The organism is uncultured Sphingomonas sp. (assembly GCF_964021865.1).
GTDB lineage: Bacteria > Pseudomonadota > Alphaproteobacteria > Sphingomonadales > Sphingomonadaceae > Sphingomonas.
In genome coordinates, this window is the sequence record NZ_CAXIAM010000015.1 from 1 (window position 1) to 16,836 (window position 16,836).

General features: G+C 67.9%; 17 protein-coding genes. 8 read left to right on the top strand and 9 right to left on the bottom strand.

Features of this window, described 5'->3' with window-relative positions; all coding sequences use genetic code 11:
- On the bottom strand, window positions 1-1,082 hold a 1,082-nt coding region (locus AADI75_RS05920), incomplete at its 3' end, for an ATP-binding protein (RefSeq protein ID WP_341208118.1).
- Window positions 1,083-1,200: 118 nt separating this feature from the next.
- Here AADI75_RS05920 and AADI75_RS05925 point away from each other — a divergent pair.
- Window positions 1,201-2,061: an outer membrane beta-barrel protein gene (locus AADI75_RS05925; protein ID WP_341208119.1), complete on the top strand. Its 861-nt coding sequence runs from the start codon at window positions 1,201-1,203 to the stop codon at window positions 2,059-2,061.
- Window positions 2,062-2,350: 289 nt separating this feature from the next.
- Here the strand turns inward: AADI75_RS05925 and AADI75_RS05930 are convergent, their stop codons facing one another.
- Window positions 2,351-3,100 (bottom strand): GcrA family cell cycle regulator, encoded by a 750-nt coding sequence (locus AADI75_RS05930; RefSeq protein WP_341208120.1) that lies wholly within the window; start codon window positions 3,098-3,100, stop codon window positions 2,351-2,353.
- Between the two features lie 63 nt (window positions 3,101-3,163).
- On the opposite strand from AADI75_RS05930, the gene AADI75_RS05935 reads away from it, so the two are divergent.
- Window positions 3,164-4,015 (top strand): ABC transporter permease, encoded by an 852-nt coding sequence (locus AADI75_RS05935; protein ID WP_341208121.1) that lies wholly within the window; start codon window positions 3,164-3,166, stop codon window positions 4,013-4,015.
- On the opposite strand, the gene AADI75_RS05940 is transcribed toward AADI75_RS05935, so the two are convergent.
- The gene (locus tag AADI75_RS05940; protein ID WP_341208122.1) at window positions 4,005-4,166 is read right to left on the bottom strand and encodes a hypothetical protein; all 162 of its coding nucleotides are present in this window, start codon (window positions 4,164-4,166) and stop codon (window positions 4,005-4,007) included. The two genes, AADI75_RS05935 and AADI75_RS05940, sit on opposite strands and share 11 nt — an antisense overlap.
- 73 nt (window positions 4,167-4,239) lie before the next feature.
- On the opposite strand from AADI75_RS05940, the gene AADI75_RS05945 reads away from it, so the two are divergent.
- Entirely contained in the window at window positions 4,240-4,725 is a 486-nt protein-coding gene (locus tag AADI75_RS05945; protein WP_341208123.1) for a phosphatase PAP2 family protein, read from the top strand.
- 61 nt (window positions 4,726-4,786) lie between these two features.
- Here the strand turns inward: AADI75_RS05945 and galE are convergent, their stop codons facing one another.
- A complete protein-coding gene (gene galE / locus AADI75_RS05950; protein WP_341208124.1) occupies window positions 4,787-5,788 on the bottom strand; it encodes a UDP-glucose 4-epimerase GalE in 1,002 nt (333 codons plus the stop codon).
- Window positions 5,789-5,855: 67 nt separating this feature from the next.
- On the opposite strand from galE, the gene msrA reads away from it, so the two are divergent.
- Complete coding sequence (msrA, locus tag AADI75_RS05955) at window positions 5,856-6,395, top strand: peptide-methionine (S)-S-oxide reductase MsrA (protein ID WP_341208125.1); 540 nt, start codon at window positions 5,856-5,858, stop codon at window positions 6,393-6,395.
- 222 nt (window positions 6,396-6,617) lie between these two features.
- Here msrA and AADI75_RS05960 read toward each other — a convergent pair whose 3' ends face one another.
- Entirely contained in the window at window positions 6,618-7,508 is an 891-nt protein-coding gene (locus AADI75_RS05960; protein WP_341208126.1) for an L-threonylcarbamoyladenylate synthase, read from the bottom strand.
- Between the two features lie 73 nt (window positions 7,509-7,581).
- Between AADI75_RS05960 and AADI75_RS05965 the strand changes: the two genes are divergently transcribed.
- Entirely contained in the window at window positions 7,582-9,252 is a 1,671-nt protein-coding gene (locus tag AADI75_RS05965; protein ID WP_341208127.1) for an acyl-CoA dehydrogenase, read from the top strand.
- Between the two features lie 101 nt (window positions 9,253-9,353).
- On the opposite strand, the gene AADI75_RS05970 is transcribed toward AADI75_RS05965, so the two are convergent.
- Genes AADI75_RS05970 through AADI75_RS05980 form a run of 3 tightly spaced genes read right to left on the bottom strand, consistent with a single transcriptional unit; the run spans window position 9,354 to window position 10,831 of the window.
- On the bottom strand, window positions 9,354-9,842 hold the full coding sequence (locus AADI75_RS05970) for a hypothetical protein (protein WP_341208128.1): 489 nt from the start codon (window positions 9,840-9,842) through the stop codon (window positions 9,354-9,356).
- 16 nt (window positions 9,843-9,858) lie between these two features.
- A complete protein-coding gene (locus AADI75_RS05975; protein WP_341208129.1) occupies window positions 9,859-10,215 on the bottom strand; it encodes a GntR family transcriptional regulator in 357 nt (118 codons plus the stop codon).
- Between the two features lie 37 nt (window positions 10,216-10,252).
- Window positions 10,253-10,831: a nitroreductase gene (locus AADI75_RS05980; RefSeq protein WP_341208130.1), complete on the bottom strand. Its 579-nt coding sequence runs from the start codon at window positions 10,829-10,831 to the stop codon at window positions 10,253-10,255.
- 127 nt (window positions 10,832-10,958) lie between these two features.
- Here AADI75_RS05980 and AADI75_RS05985 point away from each other — a divergent pair, with 127 nt between their 5' ends.
- The 3 genes from AADI75_RS05985 (at window position 10,959) to AADI75_RS05995 (ending at window position 15,642) form a co-directional block, all read left to right on the top strand.
- Window positions 10,959-12,758 (top strand): oligopeptide:H+ symporter, encoded by a 1,800-nt coding sequence (locus tag AADI75_RS05985; RefSeq protein ID WP_341208131.1) that lies wholly within the window; start codon window positions 10,959-10,961, stop codon window positions 12,756-12,758.
- 108 nt (window positions 12,759-12,866) lie between these two features.
- On the top strand, window positions 12,867-14,495 hold the full coding sequence (locus AADI75_RS05990) for a long-chain-fatty-acid--CoA ligase (protein ID WP_341208132.1): 1,629 nt from the start codon (window positions 12,867-12,869) through the stop codon (window positions 14,493-14,495).
- Between the two features lie 61 nt (window positions 14,496-14,556).
- Window positions 14,557-15,642, top strand: a complete 1,086-nt coding sequence (locus AADI75_RS05995) for a mechanosensitive ion channel domain-containing protein (protein ID WP_341208133.1) — start codon at window positions 14,557-14,559, stop codon at window positions 15,640-15,642.
- Here the strand turns inward: AADI75_RS05995 and AADI75_RS06000 are convergent.
- Window positions 15,615-16,772 carry a GGDEF domain-containing protein gene (locus AADI75_RS06000; protein WP_341208134.1) on the bottom strand — a complete coding sequence of 386 codons (1,158 nt, stop codon included), beginning with the start codon at window positions 16,770-16,772 and terminating at the stop codon, window positions 15,615-15,617. The two genes, AADI75_RS05995 and AADI75_RS06000, sit on opposite strands and share 28 nt — an antisense overlap.
- Window positions 16,773-16,836: the final 64 nt, after the last annotated feature.

Consider the following 16,836-nt stretch of genomic DNA (forward strand, 5'->3'; position numbering starts at 1 on the left):
TCGGGCGAGGTCAGCCGGTCCTTGGTCTGCGACTGGAATTGCGGATCGCGGATGAAAACCGACAGCATCAATTCGCTGCCGACCATCACGTCGTCGGCGGTCAATTCCTTGGCGCGCTTGTTGCCGACCAGATCGCCGAACTGGCGCAAGCCCCGGACCAGCGCCTGCCGCAGCCCCTGTTCGTGCGTCCCGCCGTCGGGGGTCGGGATCGTGTTGCAATACCAGCTATAGCTGCCCTCGCTCCACAGCGGCCACGCCACCGCCCATTCGACCTTGCCCTGGCTGTCGGCGAAATCCTGCTGCCCCGCGAAGAAATCGGCGGTCGCGCATTCGCGGGCGCCGATCTGCTCCTTGAGGTGATCGGACAGCCCGCCGGGAAACTGGAACACCGCCTCGGCGGGCGTCTCGTCGATCAGCAACGACGCGGCGCACTTCCAGCGGATCTCGACTCCGGCGAACAGATACGCTTTCGATCGCGCCAGCTTGTAGAGCCGCGCCGGCTTGAAATGCAGCTCCGGCCCGAAAATCTCGGTATCGGGGACGAAGCTGACCGTCGTGCCGCGCCGGTTGGGCGCCGCACCGACCGTCTCCAGCGGCCCCAGCGTCACCCCGCGCGAGAAGCGCTGGCGGTAAAGCTGCCGGTCGCGCGCGACCTCGACGACCGTCTCGCTCGACAGCGCATTTACCACCGACACGCCGACGCCATGCAACCCGCCTGACGTCGCATAGGCTTTTCCTGCGAACTTGCCGCCCGAGTGGAGCGTCGACAGGATCACCTCCAGCGCCGACTTGTCGGGAAATTTCGGGTGCGGGTCGACCGGGATGCCGCGACCGTTGTCGTGGATCGTCAGGCGATTGCCCGGCTCCAGCGTGATCTCGATGCGTGTCGCATGTCCCGCGACCGCCTCGTCCATCGCATTGTCGAGCACCTCGGCGGCCAGATGGTGGAGCGCCCGCTCGTCGGTGCCACCGACATACATGCCGGGCCTGCGGCGGACCGGCTCCAGCCCCTCCAGCACCTCGATCGACGACGCATCGTAACTGGCGGAGGTGGCAGTGGCGGACGCGAAGAGATCGGACATGGGGGGTATATACGGAACGGACACCGCCTGCGCCACCGCACGCCGACAGCAACCGTTCGTCACGCAACCTATCGTGGAAGCGTCCCGTTGCCGCCTCGTGTTCTCAGGGAGTTAGTGAATGAAGGCGTATCTTTTGGCGGCGGTCGCCGCGCTGGTTTCGGTGCCCGCGCTCGCGCAGGACGGCACGAATGGCGACCCGGCGGTGACCGGCGGCTTCTCGGGCATCTATGTCGGCGCGTCGGGCGGCTATGATGTCCAGCCCAACGATGGCGGCTCGACCATCCTGTTCGACCGCAACCTAGACGGCCGCTTCGGCGACACCGTCCTCACCGGCGCCGGTGCAAACGCGTTCGGCCCGGGCTTCTGCGGCGGCCGCGCACAGGCGGCGACCGGCCCCCAGAACGGCGGTCCCGGTTGCCGCAACGACAAGGACGGCTGGTCCTATAACGCCCGCGTCGGCTTCGATCATCAATCGGGCCCGATCGTCTATGGCGTCGTCGGCGAATTCGGAAAGTCGCACATCAACGACAGCGTCACCGGTTTCTCCTCGACGCCCGCCAATTACGTGATGACGCGCGAGATCGGCTGGGAAGCCGCGGTGCGCGCTCGTGCAGGCTTCACGCCCAATGATTCGACGCTGTTCTACGGGACGTTCGGCCCGTCGCTCGCCCGCATCGATCGAGATTTCTCCTCGAGCCAGAGCACCAACAGCTTCGAACAGCGCGGCAAGCGCAACCAGTTCGGCTTCCAGGGCGGCGGCGGCATCGAGCAGCGCATTGGCGACCATTTCTCGGTCGGCATGGAATATGTCTATCACCAGTACCAGGACAACGACTTCCGCGTCCGCGCCGCTGGTCCGGCTGGCACGCCGTTCACCAATGCCAACAACGGCGGGACGGTGAACGGGACGGACTTCCGGCGGTCGGACGACAAGTTCAACTGGCACAGCCTGCGCGCAACGGCGGCGTTCAGGTTTTAAGGCGACGGGTGTCCTGCGCCACACCGGCGCAGGACACCCAAGCCCGGACAGCGTAGCGCCAGCTACGTCTGACGACGCGGGCTTTGCCCGCGGCGGGACTTGAGGACGTAGACCGCGCCTCGGCACACCCACCCCGGCCTTTGCCGGGGATCGCGCATGTCAGATGTATCGCTTCAACAAGGCCCGCCGCGGGCAAAGCCCGCGCCGTCGGACGCGGCGCTACGCCGCGCCGGCCGGGCTGATCGGCGATTGCGCGCTCCCGCTTCACTGGAGCTTGCGCGACCGGCCGTCAGCGCATCCGCGGCCCACCGAACGGCAGCGGCGGCGCGCGCCGGTCACGCCGCGGCAGCTGCGCCTGATACGCATGCCCGCAATGCGTCACGCAATACGGGAATCCCGGGTTCACCTTCTCGCCACAGAAGTGGAAGTCCGGCTCACCCGGATGCCCCAGCGGCCATTTGCAGATTTTGTCGTTCAGATCGAGCAGCGACGTCTTGTCGGCATATTCCGGCGCGGTACGTGCGGGCACCAGCCGGCGCGGCGGCGCAGGGGCGATCGGCGGCTGCTGCTCGCCGGGCGCCTGACGGACGAACCCGCCGGGCCCGACAGAGCGCAGGATCGGCTGCGGCGCGCGCTCCGATGCGGGCACGGCGGGCGTCGCCTCTTCGGCAGCGAAGGGCGCGTCGTCTTCATCCTCCTCGTCGGCCTCGACCACAGGCGCGGGGGGCGGCGGCGCGGCGACCGGCGCAGCGGCGACCGGCTTGGGGCGCGGCTCCGGCTTCGGCTCGGGCGGCGGGGGCGGCGCGGCGGCGGCGGCCGGCGCAGCCGATGCCGCGGCGGCATTCGCCTTCTCGGCAGCGACGCGCGCCTCTTCCTTGCTGACCACCGGCGACGGGCGCGATTGCAGGCCGAGCCGATGCGCCTTGCCGATCACCGCGTTTCGGCTCACGCCGCCCAGTGCTTCGGCGATCTGGCTGGCGGTCTGGCCGCCTTCCCACATCGTCTTGAGCGTATCGATGCGCTCCTCGGTCCAGGACATGATCGTCTTCCTCGTTCGCGTTCCGGTTGCGGGCGGCGGCGGCAGCGGGTACCCGCGTTTGCGATGAGCAGCCAGCCCCCTATCGGACAAATTCCATCAGGCGTCAGGAACGCCCCCGGCGTCCCGGTCATCCGGAACGTCAACTGGGGCGGCCTGAAGACCCTCTATGTGAAGGAGGTGCGCCGTTTCTTCAAGGTGCAGCTCCAGACGATCTGGGCGCCCGCGATCACCACATTGATGTTCCTGGTGATCTTCACGGTCGCGAATGGCGCGCGCAGCCCGGTGCGCGTCGGCGGCAACGACGTGGCGTTCGCGGACTTCATCGCTCCCGGGCTGATCGTCATGGGGATGCTCAACAACGCCTTCGCCAACGCCAGCTTCTCGCTGCTGGTCGGCAAGATCCAGGGCACGATCGTCGACTATCTGCAGCCGCCGCTGTCGACCGCGGAGCTGCTCGCCGCGCTCACCGGCGGCGCGGTGACACGCGCCTTCTGCGTCGGCGCGACGGTGTGGCTTGCGATGGCGCTATGGCCCGGGGTGCACGTGACGCCGCAGCATCTGTGGGCAGTGCTGTGGTTCGGGCTGCTCGGCGCGGTGTTCCTCAGCCTCGCGGGCGTGCTGACATCGATCTGGGCGGAGAAGTTCGACCATGCCGCGGCGGTCACCAATTTCGTGATCGCGCCGCTGACCCTGCTCAGCGGGACCTTCTATTCGGTCGACCACCTCGCGCCCGCGTTCCGCGCGTTCAGCCATGTGAACCCGTTCTTCTACGTCATTTCCGGCTTTCGCTACGGCTTCCTCGGCACTGCCGACTCGCCCATAGCAACCGGCAGCATCGTGATCCTTGCGATCGACATCACGCTCGGGCTGCTCTGCTACACGCTGCTGCGCCGCGGCTGGAAGCTCAAGAGCTGAGCGACGCGCTACCCGAGGCCGAGCCGCGATCGACCCCCGCCGCACCGCGGCTGGCGTGGATCGCGCTGGCGCTCGCCGGGCTGATCGCCGCGGCACTGCTCGCGTTCGAGATCGGCGACGGCGCGCCGCTCGGCTGGGACCGCGCGATCATCCTCGCGCTGCGCACTCCCGGCGACACAGCGCAACCGCTCGGCCCCGCGTGGCTGCACGAGGTGATGGTGAACATGACCGCGCTGGGCAGCGGCACGGTCCTGACCAGCGTCGTCGTCGCGGTCGCGGGCCTGCTGCTGGTGCAGCGGATGCGGCTCACCGCTGCGCTGGTGCTCGCGGCGACGCTCGGCGGCTCGCTCCTCGCCGGGCAGGCCAAATATTGGGTCGGGCGACCGCGCCCGGAGCTGGTCGACCATCTGGTGCAGGTCACCGGGCTTAGCTTTCCCAGCGGCCATGCCACCAACAGCGCGATCATCTACCTGACGCTCGCCGGGCTGGTCGCGCAGGTCACGCCACACCGCGTCGTTCGCCGTTACGTGCTGGCGCTCGCAATGGTGTTGGTTGGAGCGATCGGGGTGAGCCGGGTCTATCTCGGCGTCCACTGGCCGTCGGACGTGCTGGCCGGCTGGTGCGCCGGCACCGGTTGGGCGGCGTTGTGGTGGTGGATCGCGGCGGCGTTGCGGTCGCGGCTGGCGACAAATTCGTCATTGCGCGCGTAGCGAAGCAATCCAGAGCCGGATCAGGACGCCGTGGATTGCCGCGCGTCGCTCGCGATGACGATCAGCCCTGCCGCTCGGCCAGCTTCCGCTCCCAAGCCAGCGCATCGCGGACGATACCTTCGAGATCGTCGCGCTTCGGCGTCCATTCGATCGTCTGGAGGATCGCGCTGTTGTCTGCGACCAGCTCGCCCGGATCGCCCGGTCGCCGCCCCTGCAGCTTGCGCTCGATCGTCCGGTTGGTGACGCGGTCGACCGCATCCAGCACCTCGAGCACCGAGAAGCCGCGGCCATAGCCGCAGTTGAGAACATGGCTCTCGCCCGGCTGGTCGATCAACAGCTTGAGCGCGGCGACATGCGCCTCCGCCAGATCGCTGACGTGGATGTAGTCGCGCACGCCGGTGCCGTCACGCGTGTCGAAATCGGTGCCGAACACCCCGACGCTGTCGCGCTTGCCGGTCGCGGCCTCGACCGCGATCTTGATGAGGTGCGTCGCGCCGATCGTCGATTGACCGCTGCGCCCCTCGGGATCGGCACCCGCGACGTTGAAATAGCGCAGGCAGCAATGGTTCATCGGATGCGCCGCCGACACGTCGCGCAGCATGAACTCGGTCATCAGCTTCGACATGCCGTAGGGATTGATCGGCGACTTCGGATCGTTCTCCGAAATGGGCACGCGCTCGGGCGTGCCATAGGTTGCGGCGGTCGAGGAAAAGATGAAATGCGGCACGCCCTCCGCTACCGCGCTCTCGATCAGCGTGCGCGTCGCGGCGGTGTTGTTGCGATAATATTTGAGCGGGTCGCTGACCGATTCGGGCACCACCACTGACCCGGCAAAGTGCATGATCGCCTTGACGTCATGTTCGCGGATCACGTGGCGGACGCCGGGATCTTCGACTGCAATCTGGACGAACGCCGCGCGCCCATCGACCGCCCAGTCGAACCCGGTGACGAGATTGTCGATCACCACGACCTCGTAGCCGGCATCGAGCAGCGCCAGCACCGCATGGCTGCCGATATAGCCCGCGCCGCCCGTCACCATCACCTTGCCGTTCAACGTCGTCATGTCAGTCTCCCGAAAAGTTGCCGCCGCGTAGCGACTTCCTACATGGGACGCAAAGGAGACGAGTTTCATGACGGAATATGCGACGCTGGCAGGCGGCTGCTTCTGGTGTACCGAGGCCGTGTTCAAGGACGTGATCGGCGTCGAGAGCGTCGAGAGCGGCTATATCGGCGGGCACGTCCCTAACCCGACCTACAAGCAGGTGTGCGGCGGCGACACGGGCCATGCCGAGGCGATCCGCGTCGGCTTCGATCCCGAACAGGTTAGCTATGCCGATCTGCTCGATATCTTCTTCGCGACGCACGATCCGACGCAGCTCAACCGCCAGGGCAATGACGTCGGCACGCAATATCGCTCGGCGATCTTTCCCGAGACGGTGATGCAGGAGGAACAGGCCAATCAGGCGATCGCGCGCGCGCAGGAAACGGCGTCCGGCAAGATCGTGACGACGATCGAGCCGTTCGGCGACTGGTATCCTGCCGAGGGCTATCACCAGGATTATTGGGAGACGTCTGGCCGCTCGAACCCCTATTGCATGGCGGTGATCCCGCCCAAGCTGCAGAAGCTGCGCAAGAGCTTCGCGGCGCGCAGCAAGGCAGTGACCGCCTGATCCGTCGCCCCTGCGCAAGCAGGGGTCCATGTCTGCATAGTGCGTCAGACCATCTGACACAGGCGCGACGTTTCTGTGTCAAAGGTCTCACAGAACGAAACAGTCACAGGCTCCTGCCTGCGCAGGAGCGACGGCAGGCCCCTTCGTCATTCCCGCGCAGGCGGGAATCCAGAACCTCGGACGTCATCTGAACCCCGCCTACGCGGCCGTGACGGTCGTACTTTACCGGTGCGCGGCGCGGCGCAGGCGGTCGTTGATCGCGACCCCCACCCCCGTCTCCGGGATCGGAGCGACCGCGATCCTCGCACGCTCGCTCGCATCCCCGCGATGCAGCGCATCGAACAGCCGCGCCGCCGCCTCCTCCAGATCGCCGGTCGCCGACAGCGTGTCGTCACCCGCCACCGCACCGAACCCGATCAACCACTCCCCCGCTTCGCGCGCCGCCGCCTCCAGACGCAACGGCTTGCGGGGCGCGTAATGCGTCTCCAGTTGCCCCGGCGCGCTGACCTGCGCCGTCCTGCCTGCCGCGACCGGCAACACGTCCAGCAACATCTCCGCGGTCACCGGCCCCGGCCTCAGGATCATACGCCCGGCGACGATCGTCGACTCGACCCCCGTCGCCGTCGCCCCGTCGTCGAGGATCAGTGGCACCGCCTCGCCCAGGCTCGCCGCGACATGCGCCGCGCGCGTCGGGCTGATCGCGTTGCTCGCATTGGCGGACGGCGCGGCAAGTGGCGCGCCGCTCGCCGCCAGCAACGCCTGCATCGCGCGGTGTGCGGGCACGCGAATCGCGATCGTGTCGAGCCCCGCCGTCACCAGCGACGCGATCCCCGCCTCCGCACGCACCGGCAGCACCAGCGTCAGCGGCCCCGGCCAGAACCGCGCCGCCAGCGCACGCGCGTCGGCATCGAACACCGCGATCCGCTCTGCCGCCGCCAGATCGGGCACATGGACGATCAGCGGGTTGAAGCTCGGTCGCCCCTTGGCCGCATAGATCCGCGCCACCGCCGCCGAATCACGCGCGTCGGCGGCAAGTCCGTAGACCGTCTCGGTCGGCACCGCGACGATACCGCCGGCACGAATAATGCCGGCGGCTTCTTCTACAGCCGCCATGCCGTAACGTCGAATGACAGGGTCTTGAGCACACATCGCGCTCGGCTATAGCGGCTGGACAGGAGAGAGAGAAATGCCCTTCGCCGCCGCCACTGCCGAACAGCGCTTCGTGCTCGACCATGTCGTCCGGCTGGACGAGATCGCCGCCGCCGACCGCTTCGCCGCCGCCTCGCCCGACGTGATCGAGGCGGTGCTGGACGGCGTGGCGCACTTCGCGGCCGGAGAATGGGCCCCACTTTTGCGCGCGGGTGACACGATCGGCGCGAAATGGACCCCCGACGGCGTGAAAATGCCCGCCGGGTTCCCCGAAGCGTACCGCGCCTATGTCGAGGGCGGCTGGGGCACGATCGGCGTCGACGAGCAATGGGGCGGACAGGGGCTACCGTTCGTCGTGCAGGCCGCGGTGCTGGAGACGCTCGGCACCGCGAACATGGCCTTCGCGCTGTGCCCGACGCTGACGGTCGGCGCGATAGAGGCGCTGGCGCACCACGGCTCCCCCGAGCAGCAGGCGACCTATCTGCCCAAACTCGCGACCGGCGAATGGACCGGCACGATGAACCTCACCGAGCCGCAGGCGGGCAGCGACGTCGGCGCGCTGCGCACCACCGCGACTCCGCGTGATGATGGCACCTTCGCGATCAAGGGCACGAAGATCTTCATCAGCTTCGGCGATCACGACATGGCCGAGAATATCGTCCACCTCGTCCTCGCGCGCACCCCCGACGCGCCCGCCGGCACGCGCGGCATCTCTTTGTTCCTCGTGCCCAAGGTGCGGCTGGACGGCACGCCCAACGACGTGCGCGTGGTGTCGATCGAGCACAAGATGGGGCTCCATGCCTCGCCGACCTGCGTGCTGTCGTTCGGCGATCACGACGATTGCCGCGGCGAACTGATCGGCCCTGAGTTCGGGGGGATGCGCGCAATGTTCACGATGATGAACAACGCCCGCCTCAACGTCGGGCTACAGGGCGTGCAGTCGGCGGAGGCGGCGACGCAGGCCGCGGTCGGCTATGCGCGCGACCGTGTACAGGGCGCGCGCGACGGCAAGGCGGCGGCGATCGTCGAACATGCCGACGTCCGTCGGATGCTGCTGCGGATGAAGGCGCAGACGATGGCGGCGCGCGCGCTCGTCTATTACGCCTGCGGGCAGGTCGACCGCGCGACGCTCGGCGATGCGCGCGCCAAGGAGCGGCTGGAGATCATGACCCCGCTCGCCAAGGCGCATGCCACCGACATCGGCAACGAGGTCGCGAGCCTCGGCATCCAAATCCACGGCGGGATGGGCTATGTCGAGGAAACCGGCGCGGCGCAATTCTTCCGCGACGCCCGCATCACCCCGATCTACGAGGGCACCAACGGCATCCAGGCCGCCGATCTGGTCGGCCGCAAGCTGGCGCTGTCGAACGGCGGCGCGTTCGCGGACCTGATCGCGGACATGCGCACCGAGGCGCAGGCGCCGACGCTGGTGCGGCTGATCGACGCCTGCGAGCGCGTCGGTCGGCGGTTGCAGGGCGCGAACGCCGACGATCGCCATGCGGCGAGCTATCCCTTCCTGACGATGCTGTCGGTTGCGTCGTGCGGATGGCTGATGGAGCGACAGGCACGCGTCGAAGGCGCGGGTCAGGTGAAGAAGGTGGCGGCGACGTTCTACCTGGACCAGATCGTGCCCGAGGCGCTGGGGCTGGAAGCGGCGGCGAACGCCGATGCGTCGGTGTTGTACGCACTACCGGCGGAGGCGTTCTGATTTGTCGTCCCGGGCTTGACCCGGGACCCCGCTTCTTCTTTTTCGCAGACGTAAGAAAAGAAGCGGGGACCCGGATCAAGTCCGGGGCGACGGCGGAAGTATCACTCTCCCGACGGACATCCATTGACCGGTGCCGGCCCCGCCTTCTCCGGATACCAGCGCGCGACCCTGCGATCCTGATCGTACAGGCACACCGCCGCGTCGGTTCCATCCGGCCGGATCGCCACCGCCCAGTTGTGCGGCCCGCAATTGTGCGGCTCGCACCCGAACGCGACCAGCTTCCCCTCGACCAGCGCGATCGGCGTCGCGGTCACGTCGCTGCCGAGCACCAGCGCGCGCACGTCCTTGTCGGGCACCACCGCCGCCACCGCCTCGCGCACCTGCGGCTGACGCAGGAAACTGGGCGCGGTCCCCTTCGGCTCGGTCGGATATTCGCCGACATAGGCAGACAGACCGGCCGCCGGCGACGGCGCGGCGCTCGGCGTCGGTGACGGCGCGACTGCGGTGGGGGTCGGTGTCGGCGCGGCAGGCTCACGCTGGCACCCGGCCAGCACGACGCCCAGCGTCAGCGGAAGGAGAAAGGCACGCATCACCGGATCAATAGCGTCACGCCGGCGCACGTTCCAGCAGCACCGCGGCATCCAGCCCGAGTAACTCGATCCGCTCGCGAATCCGCGGCCATTGCTGCGCGACGAAATCCTCGCGCTCCACGGTGCGCAGGCGTTCCGCCGCACCGGGCAGCACGAACATGCCTACCCCGCGCCGCACCTCGACATAGCCGTCGTCCTGAAAGCTCTGATAAGCCTTTGCGACCGTCAGCGGGTTCGCGCCATGTTCGGCGGCGAGCGCCCGCACCGAGGGAAGCTGGTCGCCCGCGCCGAACTCGCCGCGCAGGATCGCCGCCGCGATCGTGCCGCGCAGGCGGAGATAGACGGGCGAGTCGTCGTTGCTGAGCGCTGCCATGCTGCCTTAATACAGCATAGGGCTCATGCTGTCGAGATCAGCCCTGCCAATCGCTCCATAAGCGCGCCTCCTCGGGCCGCGGGCGCTCGTCGAGCGCGCGGCCGGGCGTACCGATGAAGATGAACCCCGCGATCCGCTCCGGTGCCTGACCGAAGGCGTCGCGAACGCGGTCCGAAAACGCCGGCCAGCCGGTCAGCCACCCGCCCGCAAAGCCATGCGCGTGCACCGCATGGAGCAGGTTCATGCACGCCGCCCCTGCCGACAATTCCTGCTCCCACAACGGGATGTGGCTCTCCGGCCGCGGGCTGGACAAGGCGACGACCAATGCCGGCGCCTGTCGCGCGAATTGCTCCATCGTCTCGATCTCGGCGCGTCCCGCGGCGGGACGCTCTGCGCGATAGGCATCGACCAGCAACGCGGCGAGCGCGTCGCGGCGATCGTCGCCGACGATCACGAACCGCCACGGCGCCAGCTTGCCATGATCGGGGGTGCGCCCGGCAATGCGGATCATCTCGACCAGTTGCGCGTGATCCGGCCCCGGCGCGATCAGGTCGCGCGGCTTGCCCGAACGGCGCGTGGTCAGCAGTGACAGCGGCGAGGAAAGGTCATTGAACATCGTGTTACGGTGGATAGGCGATGTGACAGGATATTTACAGCGCCCGCTTTGCCGTTAGTCTCCGCCGCAACCTTGTCCCCGCGATCTTCCGCGGACGATGACCCGTATTCAGGAGCCTTTGCCCCTCATGGTGGACACCCCAACCGCGGACAGCCCGCGCGAGCCGGATATCAGCCACGTCAATCCGGCCGAGGAAGCGACCTGGTTCGGCCATCCGCGTCAGCTCGCCCGACTGTTCACGACCGAAATGTGGGAGCGGTTCGGCTTCTACGGCATGCGCGCGCTGCTCACGCTCTACCTGACGCAGCATTTCCTGTTCGGGGATCGGCAGGCGACCGGGCTGTACGGCGGCTATACCGCGCTCGTCTATCTGACCCCGCTGATCGGCGGCTATCTCGCCGACCAGTATCTCGGCTCGAAGCGCGCGGTGAAATTCGGCGCGGTGCTGATGGCGATCGGCTATTTCACGCTCTGCTTCGGCGGTGAAACCGCCAAGCCTTTCGCGACCGTCGATGGTCAGCGCTACGAGGTCGCGATCGAGAAGAACGCCGAGGGCGTCGAGACCCGCTACGTGCTCGATGGCGCGAAGCGGCTGGCGATCAAGGGCAATGACGACGGCACCGTCGCGCTGCTCGGGGCGGACGGTCAGCCCGAGCGCACCGTCGCCAAGGGCGCGTTCCAGTCGGACGGCGAGCGCAGCCCGTTCTACGTCACCGTCATGCTGCTGGCGCTGTGTCTGGTGTCGGTCGGCAACGGCTTCTTCAAGCCGAACATCTCGACGATGGTGGGCGAGCTGTATCCGGTCGGCGACCGTCGCCGCGATACCGGGTTCACGATCTTCTATATGGGGATCAACATCGGCTCGACGCTGTCGCAATTGCTCTGCCCACTGCTTGCGACGATGGTCGGCTGGTGGGCGGGCTTCGGGCTGGCGGCGATCGGGATGCTGGCGTCGTGGTCGCTGATCCAGTTCGATGGCGGGCGGCTCAACGGCTATGGCGAGTCGCCGGTGCAGCCCGGCCAGCGCGACCGCGCGTTGGGCATCTATGCCGCCGCGCTGATCGGCGTACCGCTCTTCTACCTGTTGTTCACCAATCTGATGAACGCGCCCGAGCCCGTCGCGGGCGCCGGATTGCTCGGCTACATCATCGCGCTGCCGCTGATGGGCAAATTGCTGTTCGGCACGTTCCTGATCGCGGTGCCCGGCATTCTGATCTGGTCGTTCAGCAACGGCTCGCGCGCCGAGTTCCAGATGATGCTGGCCGCGATGGTGCTGATCGTGTTCAACGTCGTGTTCTGGACGCTGTTCGAACAGGCCGGGTCGAGCCTGACGCTCTATGCCGACCGCAACACCGATCTGTCGATCTTCGGCCTGTTCTCGCTGTCGGCGGGACAGACGCAGTTCTTCAACGCCTTCTTCATCGTCGTCTTCGCGCCGATCATGGCGGCGATGTGGACGAAACTGGCCGCCGCGGGGCGCGAGCCGTCGATCCCCGTCAAGTTCGGCATCGCGCTGATGCTGGTCGGCTTCGGCTTCCTGTTCCTCGTCTTCGGCGGGCGTTTCGCGGGCGCGGACTTCAAGGTCGCGATCTGGTGGCTGGCCGGACTGTACCTGATCCACTCGGTCGCGGAATTGTGCATCTCGCCGGTCGGGCTGTCGATGATCACCAAGCTGTCGATCGCGCGCGTCGTCGGGCTGATGATGGGCGTGTGGTTCCTGTCGGTATCGGTGGCGCAATATGTCGCCGGGATCGTCGCACAGGTCGCGAGCGTCGACACGGTCGGCGGGCAGGTCACCAACCTCAAGGTCAGCCTCGACACCTATAACGGCGTGTTCTGGACGATCGGCCTCGCCGCCACGGCGATCGGCCTGCTGCTGATCGCGCTGTCACCGGTCATCCGGAAGTGGATGCACGGCGTCCAGTAATCGACATCAATCGACACGCGACAAAAGCGTGACCTTCTGGCAGCAAGACGGCGGCGACCCGACACTTCGGGCGCCGCCGTTTTCGTTGGTGCGTATCGGGGAGCATTGATGGCTGAGTTGTTCGGATTGATGCAGGACTCTGCGCTCACCGTCGACCGCTTCCTCGATCACGGCGCGACCTGGCACGGCGACCGCGAGATCGTCTCGCGCGAAGCGGACGGCAGCATCACCCGCACCGACTATCGCCGCCTGCATCACACGGCCAGACAGGTGTCCGATGCGCTGCTCGCCGCCGGGGTCGCGCCCGGTGAGCGGGTGGCGACGCTCGGCTGGAACGGCGCGCGCCACATGGCGGCGTGGTACGGCACCACCAACATCGGCGCGGTGCTCCACACGCTCAATCCGCGGCTGTTTCCCGAACAGATCGCGTGGATCGCCGCGCACGCGGGCGACCGGCTGCTGCTCGCCGACCCCGCCTGCGCCGCGCTCGCCGCGCGGCTGGTGCGCGACGTGCCGTCGATCGAACGGGTCGTGTTCCTGTGCGATCGCGCCGCGCTGCCCGCGACCGACTATCCGGCGGTCGCCTTCGACGACTGGATCGCCCCGCACGCCGGCAGCGCGGCATGGGGCGGGTTCGACGAGCGGCTGGCGTGCGGGCTGTGCTACACCTCGGGCACCACCGGCGATCCCAAGGGCGTGCTTTATTCGCACCGCTCCAATTACCTCCACACGATGATGGCGTTGCAGGCCGACGCACTGGCGCTGACGCAGCGCGACACGGTGCTACTGGTCGTGCCGATGTACCACGCCAATGCTTGGGGGGTCGTCTATGCCGCGCCCGCGGCGGGCGCGAAGCTGGTGCTGCCCGGCGCGCGGATGGACGGCGAGTCGCTCTACGAGCTGATCGAGGCGGAGGGCGTCACCTTCTCCGCCGCGGTGCCGACCGTCTGGCAGGGGTTGCTCCACTATCTGCGCGGCACCGGGCGCGCTTTCTCGACGCTTCACCGCGTCGTGATCGGCGGTGCGGCACCCCCGCCCGCACTGATCCGCGCCTTTCAGGACGATTACGGGGTGGAGGTGGTGCAGGGCTGGGGCATGACCGAAACGTCGCCGCTCGCCACCCTTTCCACCCCCACTGCCGAGGCGCTGGCGCAACCCTATGAGGAACAGGTGCGGCGCAAGGCGATGCAGGGGCGCCTACAGGTCGGGCTCGACTTTCGGCTGGTCGACGACGCCGGCCAGCCGCTCCCGCACGACGGCCGGACCGCCGGGCGATTGCTGATCCGCGGCGCGACGATCACCAGCGGGTATTTCCGTGACGATACGCCGGTGCTCGACGCCGACGGCTTCTTCGACACCGGCGACGTCGCGACGATCGACGCCGCCGGCTATATGCACATCACCGACCGCGCCAAGGACATCGTGAAGTCCGGCGGCGAATGGATCAGCTCGATCGAGATCGAGAATATCGCCAGCGGCCACCCGGCGGTGGCGATCGCGGCGGTGATCGGGGTCGCGCATCCGAAATGGGACGAACGCCCGATCCTGCTGGTCCAGCCCGCACCGGGGCAAATCCCCGACAAGGCGGATCTGCTCGCCTGGCTGGGCGGCAAGATCGCGCGCTGGTGGATACCCGACGACGTGCTGGTGGTCGACGCCATCCCGCTCGGCGCGACCGGCAAGATCGACAAGAAGCTGCTGCGCCGGCAATTCGCCGACTATCGCCTGCCCGAATAACCGGAACACCGCGCCCCGCCACCTCGTTACGCCCCCGATCACCGATGGATTGAGAGGGGCAATGGCGGACGCGATCAGGACCGCGCGCGGCTGGCTGCACGATCTGCCCGGCTGGCTGTCCGACATCTTCTACGTCGTCGCCGCGCTCGCGCTGGCGCTGGTGCTCCACCGTGTCGTCGTCTGGGTCGCCCGCCGCGCCACCGCTGCGCGCCCCGACAGCGCCAGCGCGCTGTTCGTCGAACGCATCCGCAAGCTGCTGCGCTGGCTGATGCTCGCGATCGCGCTGGCGGCGGTGCAGCCCGCGCTCGACCTCACCCGCGGGCAGGCGATCCTGTGGGGTCGCCTCGCCGCATTGCTGGTGCCCGGCCTGATGGGCTGGTGCGCGATCGTCGCGGTCGGGACGATCACCGACGTGATGATCCGCCACGCCGACATCAGCGTCGCGGACAATCTGCGCGCGCGCCGCCGCCGCACCCGGCTGGGCATCTTCCAGCGGATCTTCGTGTCGATCATCATGCTGGTGACGATCTGCACGATGCTGATGACGATCCCCAGCGTCCGCAGCCTCGGGGTCACGCTGGCGGCCTCCGCGGGTCTCGCCGGCCTTGCGGTCGGCGCCGCGGCGCAGCCCGCGCTCAAGAACCTGATCGCCGGCTTCCAGATGATCTTTACCGAGCCGATCCGCATCGACGACGTCGTCATCATCGACAACGAATGGGGACGGATCGAGGAGATCCGGCTGACCTATGTCGTCGTCAAGATTTGGGACGAGCGGCGGCTGGTCGTCCCCGTCTCCAAGTTCCTCGAACAGAGCTTCCAGAACTGGACGCGCCAGTCGAGCGCGCTGCTCGGCAGCGTCTTCTGGTACGTCGACGCCGACACCGACGTTGAGGCGCTGCGCACGAAACTGGGCGAGATCGTCACCGCCAACCCGCGCTGGGACGGGCGGTTCTGGAACTTGCAGGTGACGGACGTGAAGCCCGACGGTTCGGTCGAGCTGCGCGGGCTGATGACCGCCAAGGACGCCGCGACCGCCTTCGACCTGCGCTGCGACGTGCGCGAGGCATTGCTGGCGCATATCCGCGCCGAACAGCCCGGCGCCATGCTCCGCCGCCGCGCCTATGTCGCCGTCGAGGGCACGGGATAGATGCGATCGCGACCGGCCTGCTTGGCGTCATAGGCATGGCGGTCGGCGCGATCGAGCAGCGTGACCAACGTGTCGTGCGGCCGCAATTCGGCGATCCCGCCGCTCACCGTCACCCACGGCAGCGCGCGCCCGAGCCGCGTGACCGCCGTGCGGATCGCCTCGGCCGTCGCTTCCGCGCCGCGCAGGTCGGTGCGGTGCAGCAACACGACGAACTCCTCGCCGCCCAGCCGCGCGACCAGCGCATCGCGCGGCACCGTGCGGACCAGCACCTGCCCGACCGCGTGGAGCACCGCATCGCCGGTCGCGTGACCGAAGCGATCGTTGATCTGCTTGAAATGATCGAGATCCAGCATGATCGCGGCCATCGCCTCGCCATAGCGCCGCGACAAGGCGATCGACGCGGTCGCCCGCCGCTCGAACCCGCGGCGGTTGGCGATGCCCGTCAGCATGTCGGTCTCGGATTCGGCGCGGGTCGTCCGCAGGATCGCGCGCACGATCATCAGCAGCACCGACAAAGCGGTCGTGATCGTCAGCAATCCTCCCACCGCCTGCGAGAACAGCGCATAGGAACTCGCCGCATAGTCGCGCATCGTCTCGCCCGATCCGAACGCGGCGGCGAAGAACGGCTTGACCGCGAAATAGCTCGCCGTGATCGCGAACACGACCCCCAAAGCCGCCCACCACGGATCACGCTGCCGGCGTACCGCGCCGATCGCCATCGTGGTGCACAGCAGCAGCATGGCATAGAAAGGGAATTGATAGACCAGCCCATAGCCGATCGTGTTGCGGGACCGGTCATCGAGCAGCAGGCGCCCGATCAGCGCCAGACCCGCGATCACCGGCGCCGCCGCCCCGGCCCGGCGATGTTCGGTCAGCGCCGCCACGCCGCGCGTGAAGCACAGCATCGAGACGACCAGCGCCAGGTAGCTGGTGGCGGTGAACAGCAGCGGCGTCGCGGTAAAGCGCACCCCGAGTTCGCTCAGCGGCGCCAGCACGCCGACCGCATAGGTCGCGAGGAACCACCCGGTGCTACGCTGCTGGGGATAGGAGGCACGCAGGACCGCAAACGTCACCGCGAACAGCACCGCGACGCAAATATTGACGATCAATGCGTAGATCGCACCACTCACATACGCACCACGGTGATTCTCGATTAGCAGCCCGTGCGACCAAGCGGCAGCGGCAGCAACCGAA

Coding starts and splice junctions, on each gene's coding strand:
- AADI75_RS05925 (WP_341208119.1), top strand. CDS start 1,201: ATGAAGGCGTATCTTTTGGCGGCGGTCGCCGCGCTGGTTTCGGTGCCC.
- AADI75_RS05945 (WP_341208123.1), top strand. CDS start 4,240: ATGACCGCGCTGGGCAGCGGCACGGTCCTGACCAGCGTCGTCGTCGCG.
- AADI75_RS05965 (WP_341208127.1), top strand. CDS start 7,582: ATGCCCTTCGCCGCCGCCACTGCCGAACAGCGCTTCGTGCTCGACCAT.
- AADI75_RS05990 (WP_341208132.1), top strand. CDS start 12,867: ATGGCTGAGTTGTTCGGATTGATGCAGGACTCTGCGCTCACCGTCGAC.
- AADI75_RS05980 (WP_341208130.1), bottom strand. CDS start 10,831: ATGTTCAATGACCTTTCCTCGCCGCTGTCACTGCTGACCACGCGCCGT.
- AADI75_RS05935 (WP_341208121.1), top strand. CDS start 3,164: ATGAGCAGCCAGCCCCCTATCGGACAAATTCCATCAGGCGTCAGGAAC.
- AADI75_RS05930 (WP_341208120.1), bottom strand. CDS start 3,100: ATGTCCTGGACCGAGGAGCGCATCGATACGCTCAAGACGATGTGGGAA.
- AADI75_RS05960 (WP_341208126.1), bottom strand. CDS start 7,508: ATGGCGGCTGTAGAAGAAGCCGCCGGCATTATTCGTGCCGGCGGTATC.
- galE (WP_341208124.1), bottom strand. CDS start 5,788: ATGACGACGTTGAACGGCAAGGTGATGGTGACGGGCGGCGCGGGCTAT.
- AADI75_RS05975 (WP_341208129.1), bottom strand. CDS start 10,215: ATGGCAGCGCTCAGCAACGACGACTCGCCCGTCTATCTCCGCCTGCGC.
- AADI75_RS05940 (WP_341208122.1), bottom strand. CDS start 4,166: ATGATCGCGCGGTCCCAGCCGAGCGGCGCGCCGTCGCCGATCTCGAAC.
- msrA (WP_341208125.1), top strand. CDS start 5,856: ATGACGGAATATGCGACGCTGGCAGGCGGCTGCTTCTGGTGTACCGAG.
- AADI75_RS05970 (WP_341208128.1), bottom strand. CDS start 9,842: ATGCGTGCCTTTCTCCTTCCGCTGACGCTGGGCGTCGTGCTGGCCGGG.
- AADI75_RS05985 (WP_341208131.1), top strand. CDS start 10,959: ATGGTGGACACCCCAACCGCGGACAGCCCGCGCGAGCCGGATATCAGC.
- AADI75_RS05995 (WP_341208133.1), top strand. CDS start 14,557: ATGGCGGACGCGATCAGGACCGCGCGCGGCTGGCTGCACGATCTGCCC.